19 protein-coding genes are annotated in these 22,114 nt (G+C 45.2%); 8 read left to right on the forward strand and 11 right to left on the reverse strand.

Annotated elements, in window-relative coordinates:
• Positions 1 to 56 precede the first annotated feature (56 nt).
• From treC to gmhB, 4 genes are all read right to left on the reverse strand, one after another.
• The gene (gene treC, locus R7093_RS15595) at positions 57 to 1,742 is read right to left on the reverse strand and encodes an alpha,alpha-phosphotrehalase (RefSeq protein ID WP_054576933.1); all 1,686 of its coding nucleotides are present in this window, start codon (positions 1,740 to 1,742) and stop codon (positions 57 to 59) included.
• Between the two features lie 87 nt (positions 1,743 to 1,829).
• Positions 1,830 to 3,254, reverse strand: a complete 1,425-nt coding sequence (gene treB / locus R7093_RS15600; protein ID WP_005381959.1) for a PTS trehalose transporter subunit IIBC — start codon at positions 3,252 to 3,254, stop codon at positions 1,830 to 1,832.
• Positions 3,255 to 3,430: 176 nt separating this feature from the next.
• Positions 3,431 to 4,378, reverse strand: coding sequence for a trehalose operon repressor TreR (gene treR / locus R7093_RS15605; RefSeq protein ID WP_047102070.1), 948 nt, complete (start codon positions 4,376 to 4,378; stop codon positions 3,431 to 3,433).
• A 74-nt stretch (positions 4,379 to 4,452) separates the two neighbouring features.
• Entirely contained in the window at positions 4,453 to 5,004 is a 552-nt protein-coding gene (gmhB, locus tag R7093_RS15610) for a D-glycero-beta-D-manno-heptose 1,7-bisphosphate 7-phosphatase (protein ID WP_005381961.1), read from the reverse strand.
• Positions 5,005 to 5,345: 341 nt separating this feature from the next.
• Here gmhB and metN point away from each other — a divergent pair, with 341 nt between their 5' ends.
• Genes metN through R7093_RS15625 form a run of 3 tightly spaced genes read left to right on the forward strand, consistent with a single transcriptional unit; the run spans position 5,346 to position 7,889 of the window.
• A complete protein-coding gene (gene metN, locus R7093_RS15615; protein WP_005381962.1) occupies positions 5,346 to 6,380 on the forward strand; it encodes a methionine ABC transporter ATP-binding protein MetN in 1,035 nt (344 codons plus the stop codon).
• Positions 6,370 to 7,047, forward strand: coding sequence for a methionine ABC transporter permease (locus tag R7093_RS15620; RefSeq protein ID WP_005383604.1), 678 nt, complete (start codon positions 6,370 to 6,372; stop codon positions 7,045 to 7,047). Before metN ends, R7093_RS15620 begins: the two co-directional genes overlap by 11 nt.
• A gap of 32 nt (positions 7,048 to 7,079) precedes the next feature.
• Positions 7,080 to 7,889, forward strand: coding sequence for a MetQ/NlpA family lipoprotein (locus R7093_RS15625; RefSeq protein ID WP_005381966.1), 810 nt, complete (start codon positions 7,080 to 7,082; stop codon positions 7,887 to 7,889).
• Between the two features lie 126 nt (positions 7,890 to 8,015).
• Here R7093_RS15625 and R7093_RS15630 read toward each other — a convergent pair whose 3' ends face one another.
• Complete coding sequence (locus tag R7093_RS15630; RefSeq protein WP_047010147.1) at positions 8,016 to 8,792, reverse strand: Zn-ribbon-containing protein; 777 nt, start codon at positions 8,790 to 8,792, stop codon at positions 8,016 to 8,018.
• Between the two features lie 2 nt (positions 8,793 to 8,794).
• On the reverse strand, positions 8,795 to 9,340 hold the full coding sequence (gene syd, locus R7093_RS15635; RefSeq protein WP_005381970.1) for a SecY-interacting protein: 546 nt from the start codon (positions 9,338 to 9,340) through the stop codon (positions 8,795 to 8,797).
• 108 nt (positions 9,341 to 9,448) lie between these two features.
• Between syd and queF the strand changes: the two genes are divergently transcribed.
• From queF to xni, 5 genes are all read left to right on the forward strand, one after another.
• On the forward strand, positions 9,449 to 10,294 hold the full coding sequence (gene queF, locus R7093_RS15640) for an NADPH-dependent 7-cyano-7-deazaguanine reductase QueF (protein WP_025768898.1): 846 nt from the start codon (positions 9,449 to 9,451) through the stop codon (positions 10,292 to 10,294).
• A gap of 164 nt (positions 10,295 to 10,458) precedes the next feature.
• Positions 10,459 to 12,741, forward strand: coding sequence for a tetratricopeptide repeat protein (locus R7093_RS15645; protein WP_017635678.1), 2,283 nt, complete (start codon positions 10,459 to 10,461; stop codon positions 12,739 to 12,741).
• Positions 12,742 to 12,839: 98 nt separating this feature from the next.
• On the forward strand, positions 12,840 to 14,405 hold the full coding sequence (locus R7093_RS15650; protein WP_005381978.1) for a sensor domain-containing diguanylate cyclase: 1,566 nt from the start codon (positions 12,840 to 12,842) through the stop codon (positions 14,403 to 14,405).
• Between the two features lie 291 nt (positions 14,406 to 14,696).
• The gene (gene ppnN / locus R7093_RS15655; protein WP_047102074.1) at positions 14,697 to 16,073 is read left to right on the forward strand and encodes a nucleotide 5'-monophosphate nucleosidase PpnN; all 1,377 of its coding nucleotides are present in this window, start codon (positions 14,697 to 14,699) and stop codon (positions 16,071 to 16,073) included.
• 58 nt (positions 16,074 to 16,131) lie between these two features.
• Entirely contained in the window at positions 16,132 to 16,914 is a 783-nt protein-coding gene (xni, locus tag R7093_RS15660; RefSeq protein ID WP_025768895.1) for a flap endonuclease Xni, read from the forward strand.
• A 109-nt stretch (positions 16,915 to 17,023) separates the two neighbouring features.
• On the opposite strand, the gene rlmM is transcribed toward xni, so the two are convergent.
• From rlmM to thiI, 5 genes are all read right to left on the reverse strand, one after another.
• Positions 17,024 to 18,115: a 23S rRNA (cytidine(2498)-2'-O)-methyltransferase RlmM gene (gene rlmM, locus R7093_RS15665; RefSeq protein WP_017820611.1), complete on the reverse strand. Its 1,092-nt coding sequence runs from the start codon at positions 18,113 to 18,115 to the stop codon at positions 17,024 to 17,026.
• The gene (locus R7093_RS15670; protein WP_047010151.1) at positions 18,112 to 18,510 is read right to left on the reverse strand and encodes a DUF423 domain-containing protein; all 399 of its coding nucleotides are present in this window, start codon (positions 18,508 to 18,510) and stop codon (positions 18,112 to 18,114) included. The genes rlmM and R7093_RS15670 overlap by 4 nt, the downstream gene beginning before the upstream one ends.
• On the reverse strand, positions 18,500 to 19,123 hold the full coding sequence (locus R7093_RS15675; protein WP_085569905.1) for an alpha/beta fold hydrolase: 624 nt from the start codon (positions 19,121 to 19,123) through the stop codon (positions 18,500 to 18,502). Before R7093_RS15675 ends, R7093_RS15670 begins: the two co-directional genes overlap by 11 nt.
• Positions 19,104 to 20,024 carry a transcriptional regulator GcvA gene (locus R7093_RS15680; protein ID WP_005383616.1) on the reverse strand — a complete coding sequence of 307 codons (921 nt, stop codon included), beginning with the start codon at positions 20,022 to 20,024 and terminating at the stop codon, positions 19,104 to 19,106. The genes R7093_RS15675 and R7093_RS15680 overlap by 20 nt, the downstream gene beginning before the upstream one ends.
• Before the next feature lie 510 nt (positions 20,025 to 20,534).
• Positions 20,535 to 21,983: a tRNA uracil 4-sulfurtransferase ThiI gene (thiI, locus tag R7093_RS15685; protein WP_005383617.1), complete on the reverse strand. Its 1,449-nt coding sequence runs from the start codon at positions 21,981 to 21,983 to the stop codon at positions 20,535 to 20,537.
• Positions 21,984 to 22,114 lie beyond the last annotated feature (131 nt).

Below are 22,114 nucleotides of genomic sequence, written 5' to 3' on the forward strand. Positions count from 1 at the left end.
AGCACACCAAAGCCTTCATCTCGAACATCAACCTTAGGGGGTGATGACACCCGAGTTTATTCTTCTATCAATAAAATACGAGTTTCGTAAGGTCGTAACACTTGATGGTTTGACGCGACTGCGCTCGCTGAGTTTTGATAGTTAGATAGCAAGTTTTTCGCTTTACTCATATCAAAACGTTCTGGCAGAACGCATTCCACCTCTTCTGCGTAGTAGTTATTGATACACAGCAGCGTTTGCTTATCGTTCTGACGAGCGTAAGCGAAAATACGTTTGTGCTCTGGCAGCAGGTCCTCGTAACGGCCATCAGTGATAACTGGAACCTGTTTACGCAGTTCAATCAGACGCTTGTAAAAGTAGAACACCGAGTTCAAATCGGCAACCGCAGCTTCAGCATTGATTTCAGAGTAATTCTGCGCCACTTCAAGCCACGGCGTGCCCTCAGTAAAGCCCGCGTGTTTTGCACTGTTCCATTGCATTGGTGTACGTGAGTTATCACGCGACTTCTGTGCCAAGATCGCCATCATATCGTCATGAGATACACCATCACGGTTGACCATGATGTCGTACATGTTAGTACTTTCAACATCACGATATTGGCTGATTTCGGTATAACCCGGGTTGGTCATGCCGATCTCTTCCCCCTGGTAAACATAAGGTGTGCCTTGCATCATGTGCACTGATGCCGCAAGCATCTTGGCAGATTCAACACGGTATTGCTCGTCGTTACCTAATCGGCTCACAACGCGTGGCTGGTCGTGGTTACACCAGAACAGCGCCCCCCACCCTTTGCCATTTAAGCCCGTTTGCCAATGATTGAAGATCTGTTTTAACTGAATGAAATCAAACGGCGCTTTGGTCCATTTTTCACCATTTGGATAATCGACTTTCAGATGATGGAAGTTGAACACCATGGATAGCTCTTTGCCGTCTAGCGAAGAATATTGCTGGCAGTGATCTAGTGTGGTGGAAGACATTTCACCCACTGTTACGCTGCCGTATTTTTGAAACACAGATTCGCTAATCTCTTGAAGGTATTCGTGCACACGTGGACCATCCGTGTAGAAACGACGACCATCACCAATATCGTCACTTGGAAAATCTTGCTGCTTGGAAATCAGGTTGATAACGTCGAGACGGAAACCATCGACACCTTTGTCTGCCCAGAAGCTGATGACTTCTTTCACTTCTTCACGCACTACTGGGTTTTCCCAGTTTAAGTCCGCTTGCTCTTTAGCAAAAAGGTGCAAATAGTACTGGCCTGTTTTTTCATCCAGCGCCCAAGCGTTACCACCAAACTTAGATTGCCAGTTGTTTGGTTCTACACCATCTACCGGATCTTTCCAAATGTAGTAATCACGGTATGGGCTGTTTTTATCACCCAGTGCGGATTGGAACCACTTGTGTTCTGTCGACGTGTGGTTCACTACAATGTCCATGATAATACGAATGCCCAACTGATGCGCTTCTGCTAGCAAAGTATCGAAATCTTCCATAGTGCCGAACTCAGGGTTGATCGAGTAGTAATCGGATATGTCATAACCGTTGTCGATCATTGGTGATTGGTAAACCGGCGTCAGCCAAATCGCATCCACACCAAGATGCTTAAGATAATCCAGCTTAGAAATGATCCCTTTGATGTCGCCCGTGCCTTTACTGCCACTGTCACAAAAGCTTTTTGGGTAAATTTGATAGATGGTTGCGGTTTTCCACCAGCTCTCATCATGCTTGGTCATAGCCATTTCTAACACTCACTTACCAGTAATCGGAAACTTAAAATTTGAAAAGAAAAATAGGAGGAGGCAGCCAAGTCACTGCCTCAAATAGAATTACGCGTTTGCAGGCTCAAGCTCACCTTTGGCTTGTGCACGCTTATAAAGAATTAACGTTAATGCAGCAGGTACCAGCATTGCGACTAACATAGCCAAAGCAAAAATGCCCCAGAACTGCGGTTGGATAGATAAGATGCCCGGCAAACCGCCCACACCGATACCGTTCGCCATTACGCCCGCACTACCACAAATAGCAGCAGCACACGCACTACCGATCATCGCGCTCAGCATTGGGAACTTGTATTTCAAGTTGATGCCGTACATCGCCGGCTCGGTCACACCAAGGTAAGCAGAGATAGCCGCAGGTACTGAGATATCACGCTCGCCATGTTTTTTACTGATGATAATGATGCCGACGACCGCAGACGCTTGAGCAATGTTTGAAAGTGCAATCAGAGGCCAAATTGGCGTACCGCCTAGCTCTTGCATCAGTTGAAGGTCTACCGCGTTGGTGGTGTGGTGAATACCAGTAATGACCAATGGCGCGTATAGGAAGCCGAAGATGGTTGAGCCAATCATTGCGAAGTCACCCGTCATGGCTGCTTTTGCTGCGAAAGCAACGCCGTCACCCAACATACGACCGAATGGACCAATGATAGAGTGCGCAAGAATCACAGACACAATGATTGAGACAAACGGCACGACTACTAGGTAAAGGTAAGACGGAATGATGCGTTTTAAGTTGGTTTCAATAAACGCCAGAGCCATACCAGCAAGCATTGCTGGAATCACTTGCGCCTGATAGCCCACTTTCTCGATGGCGAATAAGCCAAAGTCCCACACTTCAGGTACTTGCTTACCAATTAGGTAAGCGTTCATTAACTGCGGCGAAACCAGCGTGACACCCAATGTGATACCCAAAATCGGAGTACCGCCGAGTTTTTTCACTGTCGACCAACACACGCCAACTGGTAGGAAGAAGAAGATTGCTTCACCAATTAGCCATAGGAAAGAGTGTACCGTTGCCCAAAACTGGCTGATTTCCGTTAGCGTTTGACCATCAAACATCTTGATGTCGCCAATCACGTTACGGAAGCCAAGAATCAGACCACCGGTAATGATCGCAGGTAGCAGTGGTACAAAGATTTCTGCAAGGTGGGAAATACCACGCTCAACGATATTCATGTTTTGACGAGCAGCGTTCTTCGCTTCGTCTTTGCTGGCTTCACTTTTACCCGTCAGTCCGATCAGTACCTTGTAAACTTCATCCACTTCAGTACCGATAACCACTTGGAACTGGCCTGCGTTGGTAAAACAGCCCTTCACCATCGGTAATGCTTCTAACTGTTTCGTATCTGCTTTGTCCGTATCATTTAGAACAAAACGCAAGCGAGTTAAACAGTGACTTACACTGGCAATATTGTCCGGCCCCCCGACCAGCTCAATAAGACGCTCCACGTCTTTACGCGCAATCTTACTCATAACTTTGTCCACCCTGTATTGGATACATTCGATTCATCATTTTGTTTTTATAAATGGGAACATTCCCATTTCTTAATTTTAATACTGCCACTCGAAGACAAAAAACAAAATGGGAACAGTCCCATTAATTGAGAATGATCACAGTATAATTTTAGAGCAGATCGTTTTAGTGTGGATTAACAAACGATAGGCTGTTGAGTAAAGTGAACCACTTCCTCATCGCCATTTAATTGATTGATCAGCATGTTAGCGGACTTCTCACCTGCAAGGGTATAACCTGGGTCGACACTAAATACTTTAGGGAAAAGGAAAGAGAGCAATTCATTACCACCAACACCTGTCACAACCACGTCTTCACGTCCTAACTCTTGAAGACGCTTAATCACGCCCAACGCGATAGTGTCACTGGCGCACACGATGGCCTGAGTATCAGATTGAAGGACTTTGTCTACCAACTGATAAGCACTTTCATGGCTCAACTTACCCGTTTGGAAACAAGGTGCAATTTGCTTGCGTTGACACCAAGCTTTATAAGCATTTAGACGAGCTAAGCCAGTGGTTTTGTCTTCAGGATCAACACCAATATAAGCAATGCGAGATAAAGATTGCCGCTCAAGGTGAGACAAAGCCATGTCTATCACACCTTGGTTATCGTAGTTGATCGAGGAAACCATTTGCGTGTCCATCGCGATCACGACGATACGATTCCCCCACTCCGCCAATGCTCGCTCATCACATCCAGTAAAGCCAAACACGATCACCCCATCGACGTTGCGACGTTTAAGCACATCCAAATGCTCATTGGTTTTATCGCGATCGAATTGGCTCTCCATGATCACCGCATCATAACCAGCGGAATACAAAGCATTGAGCATGGTACCAACGGCGCGATTTTCTGATGGTGAATCTAAACGGGAGATGATAACCCCAATAACCTTTTGACTGCCACCACGCATCGACTGCGCCGACTTTGATGGGACGTAGCCTGATTCACGAATGATTTGCTCTACCTTCTCACGCGTTTGCGGTTTCACTTTTGGATCGTTAGTAAGCACACGGCTTACTGTCGATTTGCCCACGCCTGCCAATTTTGCGATATCAAGAATGGTGAGTTTTTTGCTCATAAGTGTTCAGACTAAAAGAAGGAATCAAACAAAAGGGAAGCAGTGGCTTCCCTTAACTCAGTCAGTAATGAAGATTACTTGTTTAAGTACGCAGGCACATCTGCAATGCTATCTAATACTACCGTTGCAATGGCTTCGCCCTGTTCTGTTACTGGCTTACCAGTGCGAACCAAAATCTTAGTGCCAACGCCTGCCGCTTCTGCTGCCATCATGTCTTCAGCTTTATCGCCGATCATCACAGATTTCTCCATGTCGATCTTCAAGAAGTCACGCGCAGAAATGAACATGCCTGGTTTTGGCTTACGGCACTCACAATCTTGCTTGTACTCGCCAATGCCATGTTCTGGATGATGTGGACAGTAATAGATACCATCGAACTCAACACCATTATCAGCAAAGTTCCAATCCATCCATTGAGTCAGAGACAAGAAACGGTCTTCACTGAATTTACCGCGTGCGATGCCCGATTGATTCGTCACTAACACTAGAAGGTAGCCTTTATCTTTTAGCGCTTTCGTCGCTTCAAATACACCATCAATGTACTCAAAATCATGTTCGTCATGAACGTAGCCGTGGTCAACGTTTATTACGCCATCACGATCGATAAAAACAGCAGGTTTTGCCAAAACGTATTTCTCTATTAACTCGGTTTAATCAGATTATTACATACCTTATAAACTTCAACACTATCTAATTCATTCTAGGCCTCGACAAAACGGTTGATTTGTTGGGCAAGAATCGGTAAATCTGAGGGTGCCCCGCCGTCTACCTCCTGCTTGTTATCTATACATCTTCGTTTCAAAACAGAACATCCATACATTTAGACGTCTAGACGTAAAAATATCTATTGACTTCATTCTGCTTAACCCATAGCATCAACTGAAAATTGAGATAAAGCTCAACATTAAGTTCTGTCAAAGGCCGTTTTTGACAGCGAAGTTCCCCGTATCTTTGGGCAGGTTGAAACATGATAGAAATAAAAAACGTCAATAAAGTGTTCTACCAAGGCAGTAAGGAAATCCTTGCCCTGAAAGACATTAACCTACACATCGACAAAGGCACCATCTTTGGTGTTATCGGTTCATCAGGTGCTGGTAAAAGTACGCTGATCCGCTGTGTCAACATGCTAGAAGCACCGACCTCTGGTTCCATCATCGTTGATGGTGTGGATCTAACCAAACTCAGTAAAAAACAACTAGTCGAAACACGCCGTAACATTGGCATGATCTTCCAGCACTTTAACCTGCTTTCGTCTCGTACTGTGTTTGATAATGTGGCATTACCCCTAGAACTGGCAGGTAAAGACAAATCGCAAATCACAACAAAAGTAACTGAGTTGCTAAAGCTTGTAGGCTTAGCCGACAAACACGAGAGCTACCCATCTAACTTAAGTGGCGGCCAAAAACAGCGTGTGGCAATTGCTCGTGCATTGGCATCCGATCCTAGCGTGCTGCTTTGTGATGAGGCCACTAGCGCACTAGATCCGGCAACAACTCAATCTATCCTTGAGTTATTGAAAGAGATCAACCGCAAACTCAACATCACGATTTTACTTATCACTCACGAAATGGAAGTCGTAAAAAGTATCTGTCACGAAGTAGCAATCATCGGTGGTGGTGAGCTGGTGGAAAAAGGCACCGTTGGCGATATTTTTGCGCACCCTAAAACGGAGCTGGCGCACCAATTCATTCGCTCAACGCTGGATCTTTCCATTCCTGAAGATTACCAAGCACGTCTGCAAGCAGAGCGTGTTGATGGCAGCTACCCGTTGGTTCGCTTAGAGTTTACTGGCGCAACCGTCGATGCACCGTTAATGTCGCAAATTTCTCGTAAATACAATATTGATGTGAGTATTTTGAGTTCCGACCTTGATTACGCTGGTGGCGTGAAATTCGGCATGATGGTCGCAGAGCTATTTGGTAACGAAGAAGATGACAACGCAGCTCTTGAATACCTGCGTAAGCACAACGTAAAAGTAGAGGTACTTGGTTATGTCCTTTAATACGATTTCTGAATGGCTGAGTTTAAACAGCAAACTACTTTTAGGTGCAACGTGGGAAACGCTTTACATGGTTGCGGTTGCCGGATTAGTCGGCTTTGCTGTGGGTATTCCATTAGGCGTAATCCTCCATATTACTAAGAAAGGCGGCCTACTTGAAAACACCAAACTAAATAGCGGCTTAGGCGCTATCGTTAACATTGGTCGCTCAGTGCCATTCCTCGTACTGATGGTTGCGATTATTCCAGTGACAAAAATGCTGGTTGGAACCTTTATCGGTACAACCGCAGCAATCGTCCCACTGACTATTGGCGCCATTCCTTTTGTCGCTCGTCTTATTGAAGGCGCTTTATTAGAAGTACCGACAGGCTTGGTGGAAGCAGCGCAGTCAATGGGGGCGACTCCAACACAGATCATCACAAAAGTTCTACTACCTGAAGCAATGCCGACTATTGTTAACTCAGTAACGATTACCTTGGTCACTCTCGTTAGCTACTCAGCTATGGCGGGTACGGTAGGCGGCGGCGGCCTAGGCGACGTAGCCATTCGTTACGGTTTCCACCGCTACGATGTAACTATCATGGCCGTGACTGTCGTGATGTTGATTGTTCTAGTACAGATTATTCAGTCTATCGGCGACGCAGTGGTGCGCCGTGTAGACCACAGATAAGCATCAAAAATACAAATTATAAGGAGATAAAGATGAAATTTAGCCTTAAAGGTCTTTTGACTGTAGCAACGGCCGCCTCTGCTCTTGCTCTAGCGGGTTGCGGCGACAAAGAAGTAGACGTAAACAAAGTAAAAGTTGGCGTTATTGCTGGTGCTGAAGCACAAGTAGCCGAAGTTGCCGCTAAAGTAGCAAAAGAGAAATACAACCTAGACGTTGAGCTAGTAACATTTACCGATTACGTAACACCAAACGCCGCTCTGGATGATGGTTCAGTAGACGCGAATGCGTTCCAACACAAACCATACCTAGACCAACAAGTGAAAGACCGCGGCTACAAACTGGCTATCGCGGGTAACTCATTCGTTTACCCTATTGCTGGTTACTCAAAGCAAGTAAAATCAATTGATGAAATTCAAGATGGCGCACGCATCGCAGTACCAAACGACCCAACGAACCTAGGTCGCTCACTACTGCTTCTTGAGCAACAAGGTTTGATTACGCTACGTGATGGCGTTGGTCTACTCGCTACAGTACGTGACATCGTAGGCAACCCTAAAAATATCGAAATCATTGAACTAGAAGCCCCACAGCTTCCGCGTTCACTGGATGACGTAACGCTATCTATCATCAACACCACTTACGCAAGCTCTATAGACCTATCGCCAGAGCGTGACGGCGTGTTCGTTGAAGATAAAGACTCACCATACGTAAACCTAATTGTCGCTCGCGAAGAAAATGTTAATGCGCAAAACGTACAAAACTTCGTAAAAGCTTACCAAACGGAAGAAGTTTACGAAGCGGCAAAAGAGCTGTTCAAAGGCGGTGTTGTGAAAGGTTGGTAATCCCACTTTTCAAAACATGACTGAAAACAACGTTCTAAACATAAACGTTCTAAACACAAAAGGGCTGATGTGAAAACATCAGCCCTTTCTATTTGTCTATCTACCCATTTAAGTAGCTTCAATTCGCTACTTAAGATGGTCCCAAGAGATATTCGACACGATTCGGCAGTCATCACACTTAAAATGAAATATTTCATGTAGTGGCTCATCGAGTAGCCACTCGCCATCGCATTTTGGACACTTGCGCGCTTTCTCGCTCTCCAGCGACTGACCACCGACACGATACTGGTAATAGTACGTAGGGATCTTCGTGATGTATTCGATACGGCCACGTAAGTCCCAACCTCGGCGAAACAGCACACTATCCACATCGCAAATTTCGTGCAGCGCCGCATGTTCCGCTCGGCAACCCCCTGCCATTTGGATTTCATCACACGCTTGCCACTCAGTCTGCCACTTAATGACGGCTTTATGGTCTCCATTAAGTGTTGGCTCATTACGATACAAAGGAATTGGCAACAGGGTTTCACCACTTCGCAAAGGCGAACACGTATGAACATAAGTCGTGTACAACACTTGCCAGCTAGGTGTCTCTTCTTCGGCTGCTTGTTCTGAATTCAAATCACGCCCTAGCATACGCATTTTCGGAGCAAGCAAAGACGCATCCGACAAACGGTTCATGCACACTTTGACGAAATCTGAGTGATAACGTGGATGCAAGCTGTCTTGTTCTGGGCAAACAACACGAACGAAAAATTCACCTTCTCCCATCACTATCGGGAATTCACGACCTAATACTTGGCCGTTGTAACGCAGAGCATCCATCAAGCCATTAATGGCTTTGTCTACCGCGCTGACGGTGGTGTTATCAAAACACTCAAACTGCAACTCAACAACATACATACTTAGACGGCAGCCTCTAACTTATTCAAGAACTCAACCAATGAATCTGCCAATACATCACGTTTAGAGGTGCCCAAACGCTCTAGAATCACATTGCCAGTGAGGTTACAAATAGAAATCACATCCATTTCCTCATCTGTCGCTGCGATAAATACTGTTGGTTTAAGTTTCAAGCGGCGCTGCGTCACCAAATGACCAAGAATATTTTCTTGTAGACGCACGAAATCGTCATCGCTCCAGACTTGCAGCAGCGTCAACGAATTACCTTGCCAAGTTGCCTCCATATCAGCGCAGTATTGAGAACCATAAAAGGCTTTAACATCATCTTGCAGTGACAACTCAATCGCATTTTCCACATTGGTGAAATCGGCCATTTCATCACGTGCGACCGCTTTCCAAAGCACCTTTCCATCACGCTTCTCTTCGACACAAGGAGAAACAAGCTCTGCAAGCTCTTCACTGCTTGGCAACTCATTGTGCTTAGCTTGCCAAGCTTGTTGGTAGCGCAGGCTGAACTCTTGTAGCGCCTGAGTAACGTTTTGGGTCATGAAGGTCTCCTCATTCCTTATTTATCAGATAGCCGTACTTGCCGGATGGCAATTGACCAGCGGATTCAGTAAAATTCTCGCCATTCTAATCGAAAACGACCACAAAGTATGAGCAAATATTCTGACGCTAAAGAGCTTGCTGGCCTAACACTAGGTAAAACGACCGAGTATGCGAACCAGTATGACCCAAGCTTGCTGCAACCAGTCCCTCGCAGCCTGAACCGAGATGACCTCCAGTTAGGCGATACTCTGCCTTTCATGGGGCACGACATTTGGACGCTGTACGAACTGTCTTGGTTAAATAGTAAAGGTTTACCACAAGTGGCCGTTGGCGAAGTATACATTCCAGCCACCAGCGCAAACTTGATTGAATCGAAGTCTTTCAAACTGTACTTAAACAGCTATAACCAAACCCGCTTTGCAAGCTGGGAAGAAGTGACTGAGCGTTTAACACAAGACCTTTCTGAATGCGCAGGTGAAAAGGTGCTGGTTGAGGTGAATCCAGTGACCCACTATACCAATCAACCTATCGTAACAATGGACGGTGAATGTATTGATGACCAAGACATTAACATCACCAGTTACGATTTCGATGCCGATTTGCTTGAAGGTGCAGCAGGTGAAGTACAAGTTGAAGAGGTGCTACATAGCCACCTATTGAAATCAAACTGTTTGATCACTAACCAACCCGACTGGGGCAGTGTAGAAATTCGCTACCAAGGCGCAAAAATAGCTCGTGAGAAGCTGTTACGTTACTTAGTGTCTTTCCGCGAGCACAATGAGTTCCACGAACAGTGTGTAGAGCGTATTTTTACGGATCTAATGAAATACTGCCAACCAAGCAAACTGACCGTATTTGCCCGCTATACGCGCCGTGGAGGCTTGGATATCAACCCTTACCGCTCAACGGAACAAGATAAGCCAGCTCACAATCACCGTATGGCTCGTCAGTAAGCGCATAGGCAACAGAAATAAGTTCGGCAATCTAAAGGGTTGCCGGACGTTTTTATTGTCCAAGCATGTTACTATATCAAATGGCTTCAACCCGCATTTAAACGGCTAATTGAGGCTTTTCGCCGTTATCGCCATATCTAAAAACAGTTCGAGGGAACGAAAGGATGTTTTGGGACAGTTCGCGTCTATTCAAATTGATTGGCTTTCTTTGCTTGCTGTTTGTACAGCCACTTCATGCAACCATTTTATCGTCCGCGTTACTCAACGAAGCACAACAATTGGCGGAAATAGAACCATCACAAGCAAAACAAGCGGCAACCAACTATTTGTCACAGCGTGAGCTAACAGAACGCAAAGAAAGTGACAGCCCTTCAGCCATGTCTCGCGACGAAACAGATCGTAGCGTTCGCACACCAAGCAGCACCATCGAAGCGCACAAGATTATCGCTCAGGCAGATTACGCCATGGGTAATGTTCGTTCGGCTATCGAGCACCTAAATAAAGCGGAACGCTTAGCGCAAGAATATCAATTGCCGTACATGGACTTAGATCTCCAGCTGATGCGCAACCAAATGATTTGGATGTACGACGAAAACTACTCAAAAGCGGAAGACACGCTTAACCAAATTGAACAACAGCTCGATGAAGCCGATGCCGTATTACAACGCACCGACAGCGTTCGCTACCGACTAGTGATGCAAAGAGCACTCCTCGCTTCACATAGTGGCGATATCATTAAAGCGGAAAACTTGTACTCTGAAGCAAAGACCATGCTTGACGATAGCCGCTCTGAGTTAGCCTTGATCGACTACTACACAGCCGTCGGCGAGTTTTACCTCAATAGCAAGAAATACAATTTGGCTTTGTCAGAGCTGCTATACGGTTATTGGCAATCTATTGAAAGTAACAGTGGTGCAAGATTAGCAAAAGTGAATCGCCTTTTGGCTAGGCTCTTCCAGGAGCGACGAGTGTACGACAAAGCGATCGAATACTTATCTCAAGCCGCAGATTTTTATGACTCTTACCCTAGCTCTCCGATCCTAGCGGACGTCCTAGAGCAAATGGGCGACATCTACTTTTATCAGGGTAAGTTTAACCTTGCGTTAGTGCATTACTTCAACGTGCTTGACCATGAAAGTACCAGTAAGAACATCAATAGAATCATTAAAATTCGCTTAAGCTTGGCGGCTACCTACCTACAACTCTATAACTACGCGCTAGCAGAGCAGTACTTAGACCGCTCTAAAGAGCTTTTAGAATACACCAATATTCCTAAGCTTGAAGCAAAGGCTGCCCTGCTTCAGTCAGGTCTGGCTTATCATCAAAATGACAGTAAAGACGTCATTACTAATGCTAAGCTGGCGTTAGCACTTGCTGAAAAGTCACCTGAAAATAACAACTTCATTAAGCAGCAGTCATACCGTTTACTTGGGTTGGGTTACGAGCAGGCAGGCGAATACAAACTTTCTCTGCAAGCTTATAAAAAATACACCAACCTCGTTCGTCTAGAACAAAAGCAGCTTAACCAAATCAGTGAGGATGCGTTCCGTCAGCAAAAAGAATTTGCCGAACAAACCATCCATTACATCGGTCAATCAGAACGCTTAGAGCAAGTGGAAAGAGAGCATCGTAAATTCCAGAAAATCTCATTTGCATTGTTTATTACTGTCTTGGTCATGTTTTTGTTCATTATGCGCCGTGGTGTCATTATGCAGCGCCAAGCAAGTGAAATCGAAAAACTGCGTAACGACCTCTTCACCCACTCTCGCTCTCGTTTACGTAACTTGCGTATGCTGAATGTTAAGCTTTCTCGCTCATTGAAAAAGTCGAGCGAAACTTTCGAGCAATGGCAAATGGGTGAATTGATCCACGAACCACTTAATGATCGCCTACGCTTTGTTATGATCGATTTGCCATTCTTACGAAGCATGTACGTCCATAACGGCTATAAGGCAGGTCTAGAACTAGAACGGGCATTTGGCGACTTCCTTGCGGAAAAAATAGAAAAACCGTCGCGTCTTTACCATTTCTCAGATGCGAACTTACTCTACATAGAACCGAACGCTGACCGTGATGCTTCTGCCGAAGTCATGTTCGAAAAATTCCAGACTTGGGTGGATGAGTTCGCACAGCAGCACAACGTCAATCGTATTATTCGTATGGGCATCAGCGATTATCCGTTCTTACCCCGAGCCTACACTGCAATTAACGATGAGGAATTACTCGATCTGTTATTGCTTGCTACTCACATCGCACGAGAAGTCAGCTTGAAGGATAAGCAAAGCCACTGGGTGTTCTTAAAAGCCATCGATAATGCGCCTGCTGCTAGCTTTGCAACAGGTAACATAAGAACTGCCTGTCAACATGCCATTAGCCAAGGCCTGATCAAGATCCATTCGTCCTACAAGAATGAGGACGACATCAAGAAAATATTAAAAAATGGATAATTAAACGCCTGTTGAACGTAATAACTAATGACGCTATAAAGTTTTTTGTTATTATCAGATAATTGTCAGTAGTACATGGACTTAACCGTAGTCACTTCATGGGAATCTTGGAATCCGATATTCAGTCGCAGCTGCATCAGCTGAGTTGTCAACTTGACCAACTCAGACTGACTCATCGTGATACTTCACTCAAATTCAAACGTGAACAACAAGTTCTTAAACGCGTTGTGGCATCATTGTCTTCAGCTTGCCAGGGTTCGAATACTCAGGTATCCAACTACCTATTTGAAATCCAACAAGAGCTGCAACATCAAAAAGATATCAGCACTCTTATCCCGCGTTTAGCGGTATTAGAGAGGATGCTCAAACAGCAGTCGAAGACGATGGATAAACAAAACGGTTACCTTGACGAACAAATCAAGCACAGTGGTGAAACACTGCAACGTGTCACGGGCTTACCTGCGCAGTTAAAACGTGAACTACGGAACCTGATGAGTTTCTCTGAAGTTCACGCCAGCAATAAAGCTGATCAAGCCACTAAGCTACTGAGTATTTACGAACGCGCTCTGAAAATCATCACGTCTAATTCACGTCTACATCTTAGTGAATTTGAAAACAATCCCGACAGATCTCAGCTTGAGTGCTTAGCCAGCGACCTCCAACATACTATTACAGAGCTTGATTTCGAGGGAGAATCAGGCGATAGATTGCTGGATATTCGCGCTAAGTTGCTCCTTGGCGTGAGTGCCGAGTCTCTCATTGAGCTTACGCTCTCAACGCTGAAATTGGTTGTCGAAGCAACAAAGTTCGAGCGCGAGGCGTCTAGCCAATTCCTTGATCAGCTGAACACTTCTCTCGCAAGTAACCTAAAAACCGTTCATCAGAACGTCGACCAGCATCATACCTACTTTGAACACCGCCAAGAGCTCAACACAGAAATGAACAGCTTGGTTGAATTAAGCCAAAAGTCACTTAATCAAGCTCAAGATATCGCGGTTGTGAAAAAAGAAATCACGCCTCTTCTCGAAAAAATGGCGTCGCTGACAGAGCGACTGAAAATGACGGAAGAGCGAGAGCAAGCGCTGCAAGAGCGGTTAAGTTACAGTAAGAACCAACTCGAAGCGGTATTTGAAACTACGCAAGATTATCGTCGACGCTTAGATGACCAAGCTCAGCGTATGTTGCTCGACCCGCTGACTAAAGTTTATAACCGCACTGCATTTAACGATCGACTAGAGCTAGAGTATCGCCGTTGGATTCGCTCTCAGCAAAACCTTCGTGTTGTGCTGTTTGATGTAGACAATTTCAAAGCGGTGAATGATAGCTATGGTTATACGGCTGGCGATAAAGCGCTGAAGATCATCGCTCGTACTATTAACAAGCGCGTATCAGAAACGGAAACAGTGGCTCGCTTTGGTGGCGAGGAGTTCATTCTACTCGTCCCGGAACAATCTGAAGAATACACACTGGATCTTATTAAGCATATCCAGCGTGATATTAGCCAATTACCCTTTAAGTTCCGTGAGCAAAATATCATGATTACCTTAGCTGCTGTATCGACGTCTTTCAAAGAGTCCGATACGCCAGAGTATGTGCTCGATCGTCTTGGCAAGATGCTTGCGGACGCTAAAAAACGTGGAACAAACCAGCTTAACTGGAGCTAAGATTCGTACAAAAAGCAAGCAAACAAACCAAATTTGGTGCAATCTTCGCTTTATAACCACCCATTTTCAACGAGTTATCACATTTCTTCCCTTTTAGTCTGCTAAGCTGTAAAAACCCAAGTCACTTCAAGATGATGTATTTATAAAAGGCAAATGTATCATCTTGAGGTTGCTTGGGAGTTGATAACCATAAAACCAAATCGGCCAACTACCTTTCATCAAACCATACGTATAACACCAAAAAGGTAAGTTGGTACTTTCCCTCAAATTAATGCAACACAAGGAGGCGTTATGATTACCCATATAAGCCCCGCTGGTAGCATGGACTTGCTATCTCAACTAGAAGTAGAGCGCTTAAAGAACACAGCCTCGAGTGAACTTTATCAGCTGTACCGTAATTGCACATTAGCGGTGTTGAACTCCGGTAGCCATACCGATAACTCGAAAGAACTGCTCGATAAATACCAATCGTTTGATGTCAACGTCGTGCGTCGTGAGCGTGGTATTAAGCTTGAGCTGACTAATCCGCCAGAGCACGCTTTTGTTGACGGCGAAATAATTAAAGGTATCCAAGAGCATCTGTTCTCCGTATTGCGTGATATCGTTTACGTAAACATGCATTTGGCAGACGCCCAGCGGCTCAACCTTACTAACCCAATTCACATTACGAACCTCGTATTCGGCATTCTTCGTAATGCCAGAGCATTAACTCCAGGTATCGCACCGAATCTTGTCGTATGTTGGGGTGGTCACTCTATCAATGGAGTGGAGTATCAGTACACACGTGAAGTGGGTAACGAACTGGGCCTGCGTGAACTTAACATCTGCACAGGTTGCGGCCCTGGTGCAATGGAAGGGCCGATGAAAGGTGCAGCAATTGGGCACGCAAAGCAACGTTATACTCAGCAACGTTATCTTGGTTTAACCGAACCCTCGATTATTGCTGCCGAGCCACCAAACCCAATAGTAAATGAACTGGTCATCATGCCCGACATCGAAAAGCGCTTGGAAGCTTTCGTCCGTATGGCTCATGGTATCGTTATTTTCCCAGGAGGCCCGGGCACAGCGGAAGAGCTACTGTACATTCTTGGCATCATGATGCACCCGGATAACGCCGATCAGCCAATGCCTATCGTATTAACAGGACCAAAAGAGAGTGAAGAGTACTTCCGCTCTATTGATGAGTTCATTCGCGACACACTTGGTGAGGAAGGGCAAAAGCACTACGAGATCATCATTGACAACCCGGCAGAAGTCGCTCGTATTATGAAACGCTCCATGGACTCGGTACGCCTTCACCGAAAAGAGAAAGGCGATGCGTACAGCTTTAACTGGTCATTGAAAATTGAGCCAAACTTCCAACTACCATTCGAGCCTACTCATGAGTCGATGGAACAATTGGATTTAAGCCTAGATCAAGAACCGCAAGTTTTAGCGGCCAACTTGCGTCAAGCCTTCTCTGGCATAGTGGCAGGTAACGTAAAGGCTGAAGGCATTCGAGAAATAGAACGTAGAGGGCCTTTCACCATTCATGGCGACGCAGTCCTCATGAAAAAACTCGATAAGTTGCTAAAAGACTTTGTCGAACAGCACCGAATGAAATTACCTGGCGGTTCAGACTACGAACCGTGTTATCGAATCGCTCACCCGGAAATTGGTGGTCGATAGTCAGGCTAGCATTCGTTACACTAGGGGCATTACGCCCCTTTTTTATTGCTAAGTCATTATGTCTATTCATCTTGTTATCATTGATGCCCTAAACCTGATCCGCCGAGTGCACTCAGCACAACCAGATCCAACCGACATAGCAAGAACCATAACCACAACGCAAAGAACCCTCACTCGCATTCTGTCAGAGGCCAACCCGACACACATCATCGCAGTTTTTGATCACCACGAACAAGACAGAGGTTGGCGCGCTGAAATTCTCCCTGACTATAAGCAAAACCGAAAGCCAATGCCTCAGCCACTACTGCAAGGGTTAGATGCGATTCAACAAGCGTGGTGGGAGCAAGGTATTGATTCATTGCTTTCTGAAGGCGATGAAGCAGATGATTTGGTTGCTACACTCGCAACGAAAGTGGCCAGCCATGGTGAAAAAGTCACCATCGTTTCCACAGACAAAGGTTACTGCCAGCTACTTTCCCCTACCCTACAAATCCGTGATTATTTCCAACACCGTTGGTTAGATGAACCATTTATCGAAAAAGAGTTCGGCGTAAAACCAAATCAACTAGCGGACTACTGGGGATTGACAGGGATAAGCTCTAGCCAGGTTCCGGGCGTACCTGGAATTGGCCCGAAAGCAGCGAAAGAGATTCTCACTCAGTTTGAGAGTATTGAAGCTGCCTACGCTAGTGAAGACCTCGTACCGAAATACCGTAAAAAATTGGACGAGCACATTGAGTCTGCTCGTTTATGTAAACGCGTCGCCGCTTTAAAGTGCGATATCGAACTAGGCTTTAACTTGCAAGATATTCGCTTTTTAGGGCCAAACAAAGCGAAGTAGTGCCCGATGGAAGTTTCACACCATGAAATCCGGCAGATATTAAAAAAGCGCCATTTGAAGGCGCTTTTTCTATTCTAATCACTATTCCCAAAAGACTCGGGGAATAAAGTTAGTAAGGTGAAATATTCGACAGACATTGGATATGAATCGTGATCTCTTCACGATCATGATACAAATGTTTAGCTTGTAGCTTGAACTTTACCTTATTATCAATGAGGAACTGCTTCAGATTTTCAAGGTCTTGCAGCACTTCGTCATAACGCCCTTTCATTGGCAGCTTAAGGTTAAAGATGGCCTCTTTTGCCCAACCTTTTAACAGCCACTGTCCCATCAGGTGAGCAACACGAGCTGGCTTTTCCACCATGTCACAAACAATCCATGTTACGTTCTTGCGGTCTGGTTCGAACTTAAAACCATCCACCATATGGTGCTTGATCTGGCCAGTTTCCATCAAACTGTCTGCCATCATGCCGTTATCTACGCAGTGAACGAACATTGAGCGCTTCACTAATTGGTACGTCCAACCGCCTGGACATGCACCTAAATCCACACCCCACATACCTGGTGCCAAACGCTCATCCCACTCTTCACGTGGAATAAAGACATGAAATGCTTCTTCCAGTTTAAGTGTTGAACGACTTGGAGCGTCTGCTGGGAATTTAAGGCGAGGGATACCCATGAAGAACTGTGAGTTGTTGTCAGTGTAAGAGTAACCAACGTAACAGTGGCCAGGCTCAACAAAGCAAATGTGCAGTACTGGTTTTTTCGCGTTATCTTTGTTCAGCATTAAGCCTTTGCCGCGCAACGCTTGACGCATTGGGACGGTAAACTTACGGCAGAATTTCAGTAGCTCTTTCGCTTCATTTGTATCTGGCGTTTCAATTCTCAAATCACCACAACGAGGGAATGCTTCAATGTCTGCTAGTTCATTCAAAATTGGACTAATGCGGTCATCACTTGGCAACGATTGAAACTCAGCTGCTACCGCAAACATTTGTCGAGCAAAAATTAAAGACTTAAAGTCTAAACCTCTCGCAAGTTTGTCGGCATCTCCATCTTGGTAACACTCGAAGACAACATAACCTGAGTTTCTCTTCACACGAGGGAAGCCATACACTTCCAACTGTGTCGCTTTGTCCTGAATTTCACCAGCACACTCTTTCTCAAAGCCAGAACGGCAATAGAGCATTAGTTGTTTCACTTGGAGACCTCTTTGATATTGAACGCAGCAAAAAAGAACAGACACCAACCAATCATGAACAGCAACCCTCCTACAGGAGTAATTGGCCCAAACCACTTAATGCCCGTCAGCGCCAGCGCGTAAAGACTGCCGCTAAAACAAAAGATGCCGATAATAAAGCAAATCGCCGCAATGAAAAAATACTTTTGTGCTTTTTGTCCCAAATTGAGCAGAAGCAGAATGGCACAAAACACAATCGCCAACGTGTGAATAAATTGATACAGAACTCCGGTCTCAAATACACCGAGCAAATAAGGGGCCAGTGTCGCTTTTAGCCCATGAGCAGCAAATGCTCCAAGAGCGACCGAAAGCAGCCCAGACAAACCAGAGAATGAGAGTAACCACTTACTTTTCACTGTACACCTCTTGTATAAACGCCGCTAACTGCTCTATCGCGAGTGCAATGTTACCCACTTCAGTATGACCTGAGATCTTGCGCGGTTTGAAGCTGTGGTCACCATCAGGTAAAAAGCTCACCGTTACTTGTGACGAAAGGACGAAATCATCGAATTCCTCACGCTTACCAAAGGTGTCTCGTTCCCCTTGCAGAATCAGCGTAGGTTTCTCAATGGTTGCTAAGTGCTCGCCTTTGTATTTCTCTGGCTTTCCTGGCGGGTGAAATGGAAACCCTAAACAGGCAATGCCCGCCACCAGCTCATTTTCAGCCAACAAGCTCGACATACGACCGCCCATTGACTTACCACCAATAACCACGGGAGAAGAAGTAAAGTGAGCGATCACTTCGCTGTATGCTTCGAGCAACTTTGGCGCGCGATCGGGCGGACGCTTTTTGCCATCTTCCGAACGTTTCACCATGTAAGGGAAATTAAAACGCACTACACGAATACCTTGCTCCACTAATCCTTTGGCAACCGCTGTCATGAAGTCATGCTCCATCCCCGCACCTGCGCCGTGAGCAAAAATAAACAGCGGTCCGTTTTCAGGCCCCTCAGCTATCCAGTGATTCATCCAATACTTCCTCTTGTTCTTTTCTCGCGGTTGCTAACATCCAATCTCTAAACGTTGCGATTCGGCCCATATCTGCCTGCTGTTCATGACACACCACATAGAATGCGTTCTTGGATATCAAAACTTCGTCGAATGGTGCAATGAGTCGTCCGGCTTCCATTTCAGGTTTGGCGAGTACGTTGTTACCGAGCGCGACCCCCTGACCGTGCGCAGCTGCCTGTAGCACCATCGTTGAGTGACTAAAAATAGGACCGTGGTTTACGTTGATGCCTTCAATGTTGTAATGACGAGCAAACTGCTTCCAGTCTTTACGCGAAGTATCGTGTAACAAAGTATGTAATTTGAGGTCACTTAAAGATTCTAATGGTTTGTTACCCAAAAGTAATGAAGGTGAACAAAGTGGGATCAAAAACTCTTGGTACAATTTATCTGCTCGCAAACCTGGCCAGTTCCCACGGCCATAGTAGATCGCCACATCAACATCATCAGTCAGTGAGCCTTCATCCATATCTACGGCTTTAATACGAACATCGATATCGGGCTCTTGAGCATTAAAATCGGCCAAACGAGGTACAAGCCATTGGATAGCAAAACTCGGCGGTAGGCTAATCGTCAATGCCCCTTTTTCGCTACGTTCCAACACCTTATCTGTCGCTTCCGCAATCGAGGTGAAAATATCTTTGATATCGAGAAAGTAACTTTGGCCTTCTTCTGTTAACAACAAAGAACGATTACGTCGACGGAAGAGCTTCAATGATAAGAACTCTTCAAGCGCTTTAATCTGGTGACTGACCGCGGCTTGAGTAACAAATAACTCTTCTGCTGCTCGTGTAAAACTGAGATGACGAGCAGCCGCTTCGAAGACTCGAAGCGAATTTAATGGAGGCAATCTGCGAGACATATGGGACCTCTAATAGGATTAGTTTTTTTAATCTGAAACATTATAAAATGTCCGTTGTCGAACAGCCAGATAAATTCTATATTTCACCCCGCAACACGGGCCTGAACGGCTTGATTTCTTTGGAAATCAATTGGCTTCGTTGTTGCGATGTTGTGTTTGCAAACTCGTATTTCGAGTTAGGTAGATTTCTACCATAATGTTTTGTCCACACTCCCTGTGACAAAACATATACTTCCTGTATTTATTTTTGACCTGTCTGTCAAATTTGTTACACCGCCTAAATTAGGCGGTGTTTTTTTATCTATCAAAAATCTCATCCGCATATCTGGCAGCAATATCACTTTATTACTCTTCTTTCGGATTAATTATCGTTATATCAACACAAAGTGTATGGCTTTGCGATGAGCCTCAACATTATGCTAAGTAATGGTTGTCTGTAACGCGATCAAAAACAAAAAAGGCGCAAATTGATGTCTCAATTTGCGCCTTTTAACGTATTTTAACAGTCAGCTATGGACGGTAAACTTTTACGTTGCTGAAGCCTTGCTCTTGCAAGTAAAGCGCTTGCAGACGGCTCATCACACCGCGGTCACAGTAAAGTAGGTATGTCTTAGACTGGTCTAAGTCACCAAACTGTGTACCCAGCTTGTAGAAAGGGATATGTTTCACATCCACACCTTCGATTTCAAGTGGGTTATCGTCTTCCTCTTCAGGACTACGAATATCTAGCACAACCGCGTGCTCTTCTACCGCTTGAACTTGCTCTACTTCTGGTGCGGCTTGCTCAGACTCTTTCGCGATATCACGAATGTCCATCATGCGAGCTTCTTGAACCACTTGCTCAAGGATACTGAAGTCGAATTTCTCTTCTTCAGCTTCTAGCTTGCCTTTCACCGCTTTCACGGTTGGCTTCTTAGAGATAACACCACAGTATTCTGGCATTGTCTTTGCGAAATCTTCTGTGCCGATTTCACGTGCTAGATTGATGATGTCTTCTTTATCCCAGTTGATAAGTGGACGCAGAATCAGCGTGTCAGTTACGTTATCGATGTGGCGTAGATTGGTTAGCGTTTGGCTCGATACTTGACCTAGTGCTTCACCTGTTACCAATGCTTCGATCTTCATCTTCTGAGCGATCATGCCTGCTGCACGCATAAACATACGCTTCAAGATCACGCCCATTTGGCCGTCATCGACTTTCTCTAGGATTTCCGCAACCACAGGCTCGAAATCAACTGAGATAAAACGTACTTTTGCTGAAGAACCGTATTTGTTCCATAGGTAGTGAGAAACCTGCTTAACGCCGATTTCGTGTGCTGGACCACCTAAGTTAAAGAAGCAGTAATGTACTTTTGAACCACGCTTGATATGAAGATAGCTTGAAACACCAGAATCGAAACCACCCGAGATCAGGCTTAACACGTCTTCTTGCGTACCCAGAGGGAAACCACCTAGGCCTTTATGACGAGACAATACTTGGTTTAGCTTGTCGTTCGAGACTTCTACCTTGATCGTCACGTCTGGGTTTCGTAGCTTAACACTAGCGCTTTCAATCGCTTGATTTAAACCACCGCCTACATAACGCTCTAGTTCAATGGAGGTAAAGTCATGCTTGCCACGACGCTTCGCACGTACAACAAAGGTTTTATTTTCGAGTGCAGCACGGTTGAGTTCTAGCACTTGCTCGAAGATATCGTGCAAGTCTTTAAATTCAGTTTGCTTCACTTCCAGTACGTGGTGAATGCCTGGTGTATGAGTCAAAACCTCAAGAACTTCAGCGTGGAATTCGTTACTCTCAGAGGTCACTTCAATGTGATCACGACGGTTAAATACCGCGACAGACTCCGTGCGGCTCTTAATGATGTTACGAATGTTGCACTCTAAAATCTTTGTGAAGCGCTTACGCACAGATTCACTTTTTACAAAAATTTCTGGATGGGGCTTTACAATAAATTTCATAGTCTAATTCGCAGGTTAGTTTCGCAATCAACAAAGAGTGACACTCAACTTCAATACTTCATACGCAGTAAAACCGCGTTTCAGTCACAAAAAGTAGTCTGAGCTCACTTTTAAGGCGCAAGATTATACAC

The organism is Vibrio sp. 1580 (genome assembly GCF_033340055.1).

Bases quoted from the DNA above. Each gene is read 5' to 3' on its own strand.
- treC (WP_054576933.1), bottom strand. From the start codon at position 1,742: ATGGCTATGACCAAGCATGATGAGAGCTGGTGGAAAACCGCAACCATC.
- treB (WP_005381959.1), bottom strand. From the start codon at position 3,254: ATGAGTAAGATTGCGCGTAAAGACGTGGAGCGTCTTATTGAGCTGGTC.
- treR (WP_047102070.1), bottom strand. From the start codon at position 4,378: ATGAGCAAAAAACTCACCATTCTTGATATCGCAAAATTGGCAGGCGTG.
- metN (WP_005381962.1), top strand. From the start codon at position 5,346: ATGATAGAAATAAAAAACGTCAATAAAGTGTTCTACCAAGGCAGTAAG.
- R7093_RS15620 (WP_005383604.1), top strand. From the start codon at position 6,370: ATGTCCTTTAATACGATTTCTGAATGGCTGAGTTTAAACAGCAAACTA.
- R7093_RS15625 (WP_005381966.1), top strand. From the start codon at position 7,080: ATGAAATTTAGCCTTAAAGGTCTTTTGACTGTAGCAACGGCCGCCTCT.
- R7093_RS15630 (WP_047010147.1), bottom strand. From the start codon at position 8,792: ATGTATGTTGTTGAGTTGCAGTTTGAGTGTTTTGATAACACCACCGTC.
- syd (WP_005381970.1), bottom strand. From the start codon at position 9,340: ATGACCCAAAACGTTACTCAGGCGCTACAAGAGTTCAGCCTGCGCTAC.
- queF (WP_025768898.1), top strand. From the start codon at position 9,449: ATGAGCAAATATTCTGACGCTAAAGAGCTTGCTGGCCTAACACTAGGT.
- R7093_RS15645 (WP_017635678.1), top strand. From the start codon at position 10,459: ATGTTTTGGGACAGTTCGCGTCTATTCAAATTGATTGGCTTTCTTTGC.
- R7093_RS15650 (WP_005381978.1), top strand. From the start codon at position 12,840: ATGGGAATCTTGGAATCCGATATTCAGTCGCAGCTGCATCAGCTGAGT.
- ppnN (WP_047102074.1), top strand. From the start codon at position 14,697: ATGATTACCCATATAAGCCCCGCTGGTAGCATGGACTTGCTATCTCAA.
- xni (WP_025768895.1), top strand. From the start codon at position 16,132: ATGTCTATTCATCTTGTTATCATTGATGCCCTAAACCTGATCCGCCGA.
- R7093_RS15675 (WP_085569905.1), bottom strand. From the start codon at position 19,123: ATGAATCACTGGATAGCTGAGGGGCCTGAAAACGGACCGCTGTTTATT.
- R7093_RS15680 (WP_005383616.1), bottom strand. From the start codon at position 20,024: ATGTCTCGCAGATTGCCTCCATTAAATTCGCTTCGAGTCTTCGAAGCG.
- thiI (WP_005383617.1), bottom strand. From the start codon at position 21,983: ATGAAATTTATTGTAAAGCCCCATCCAGAAATTTTTGTAAAAAGTGAA.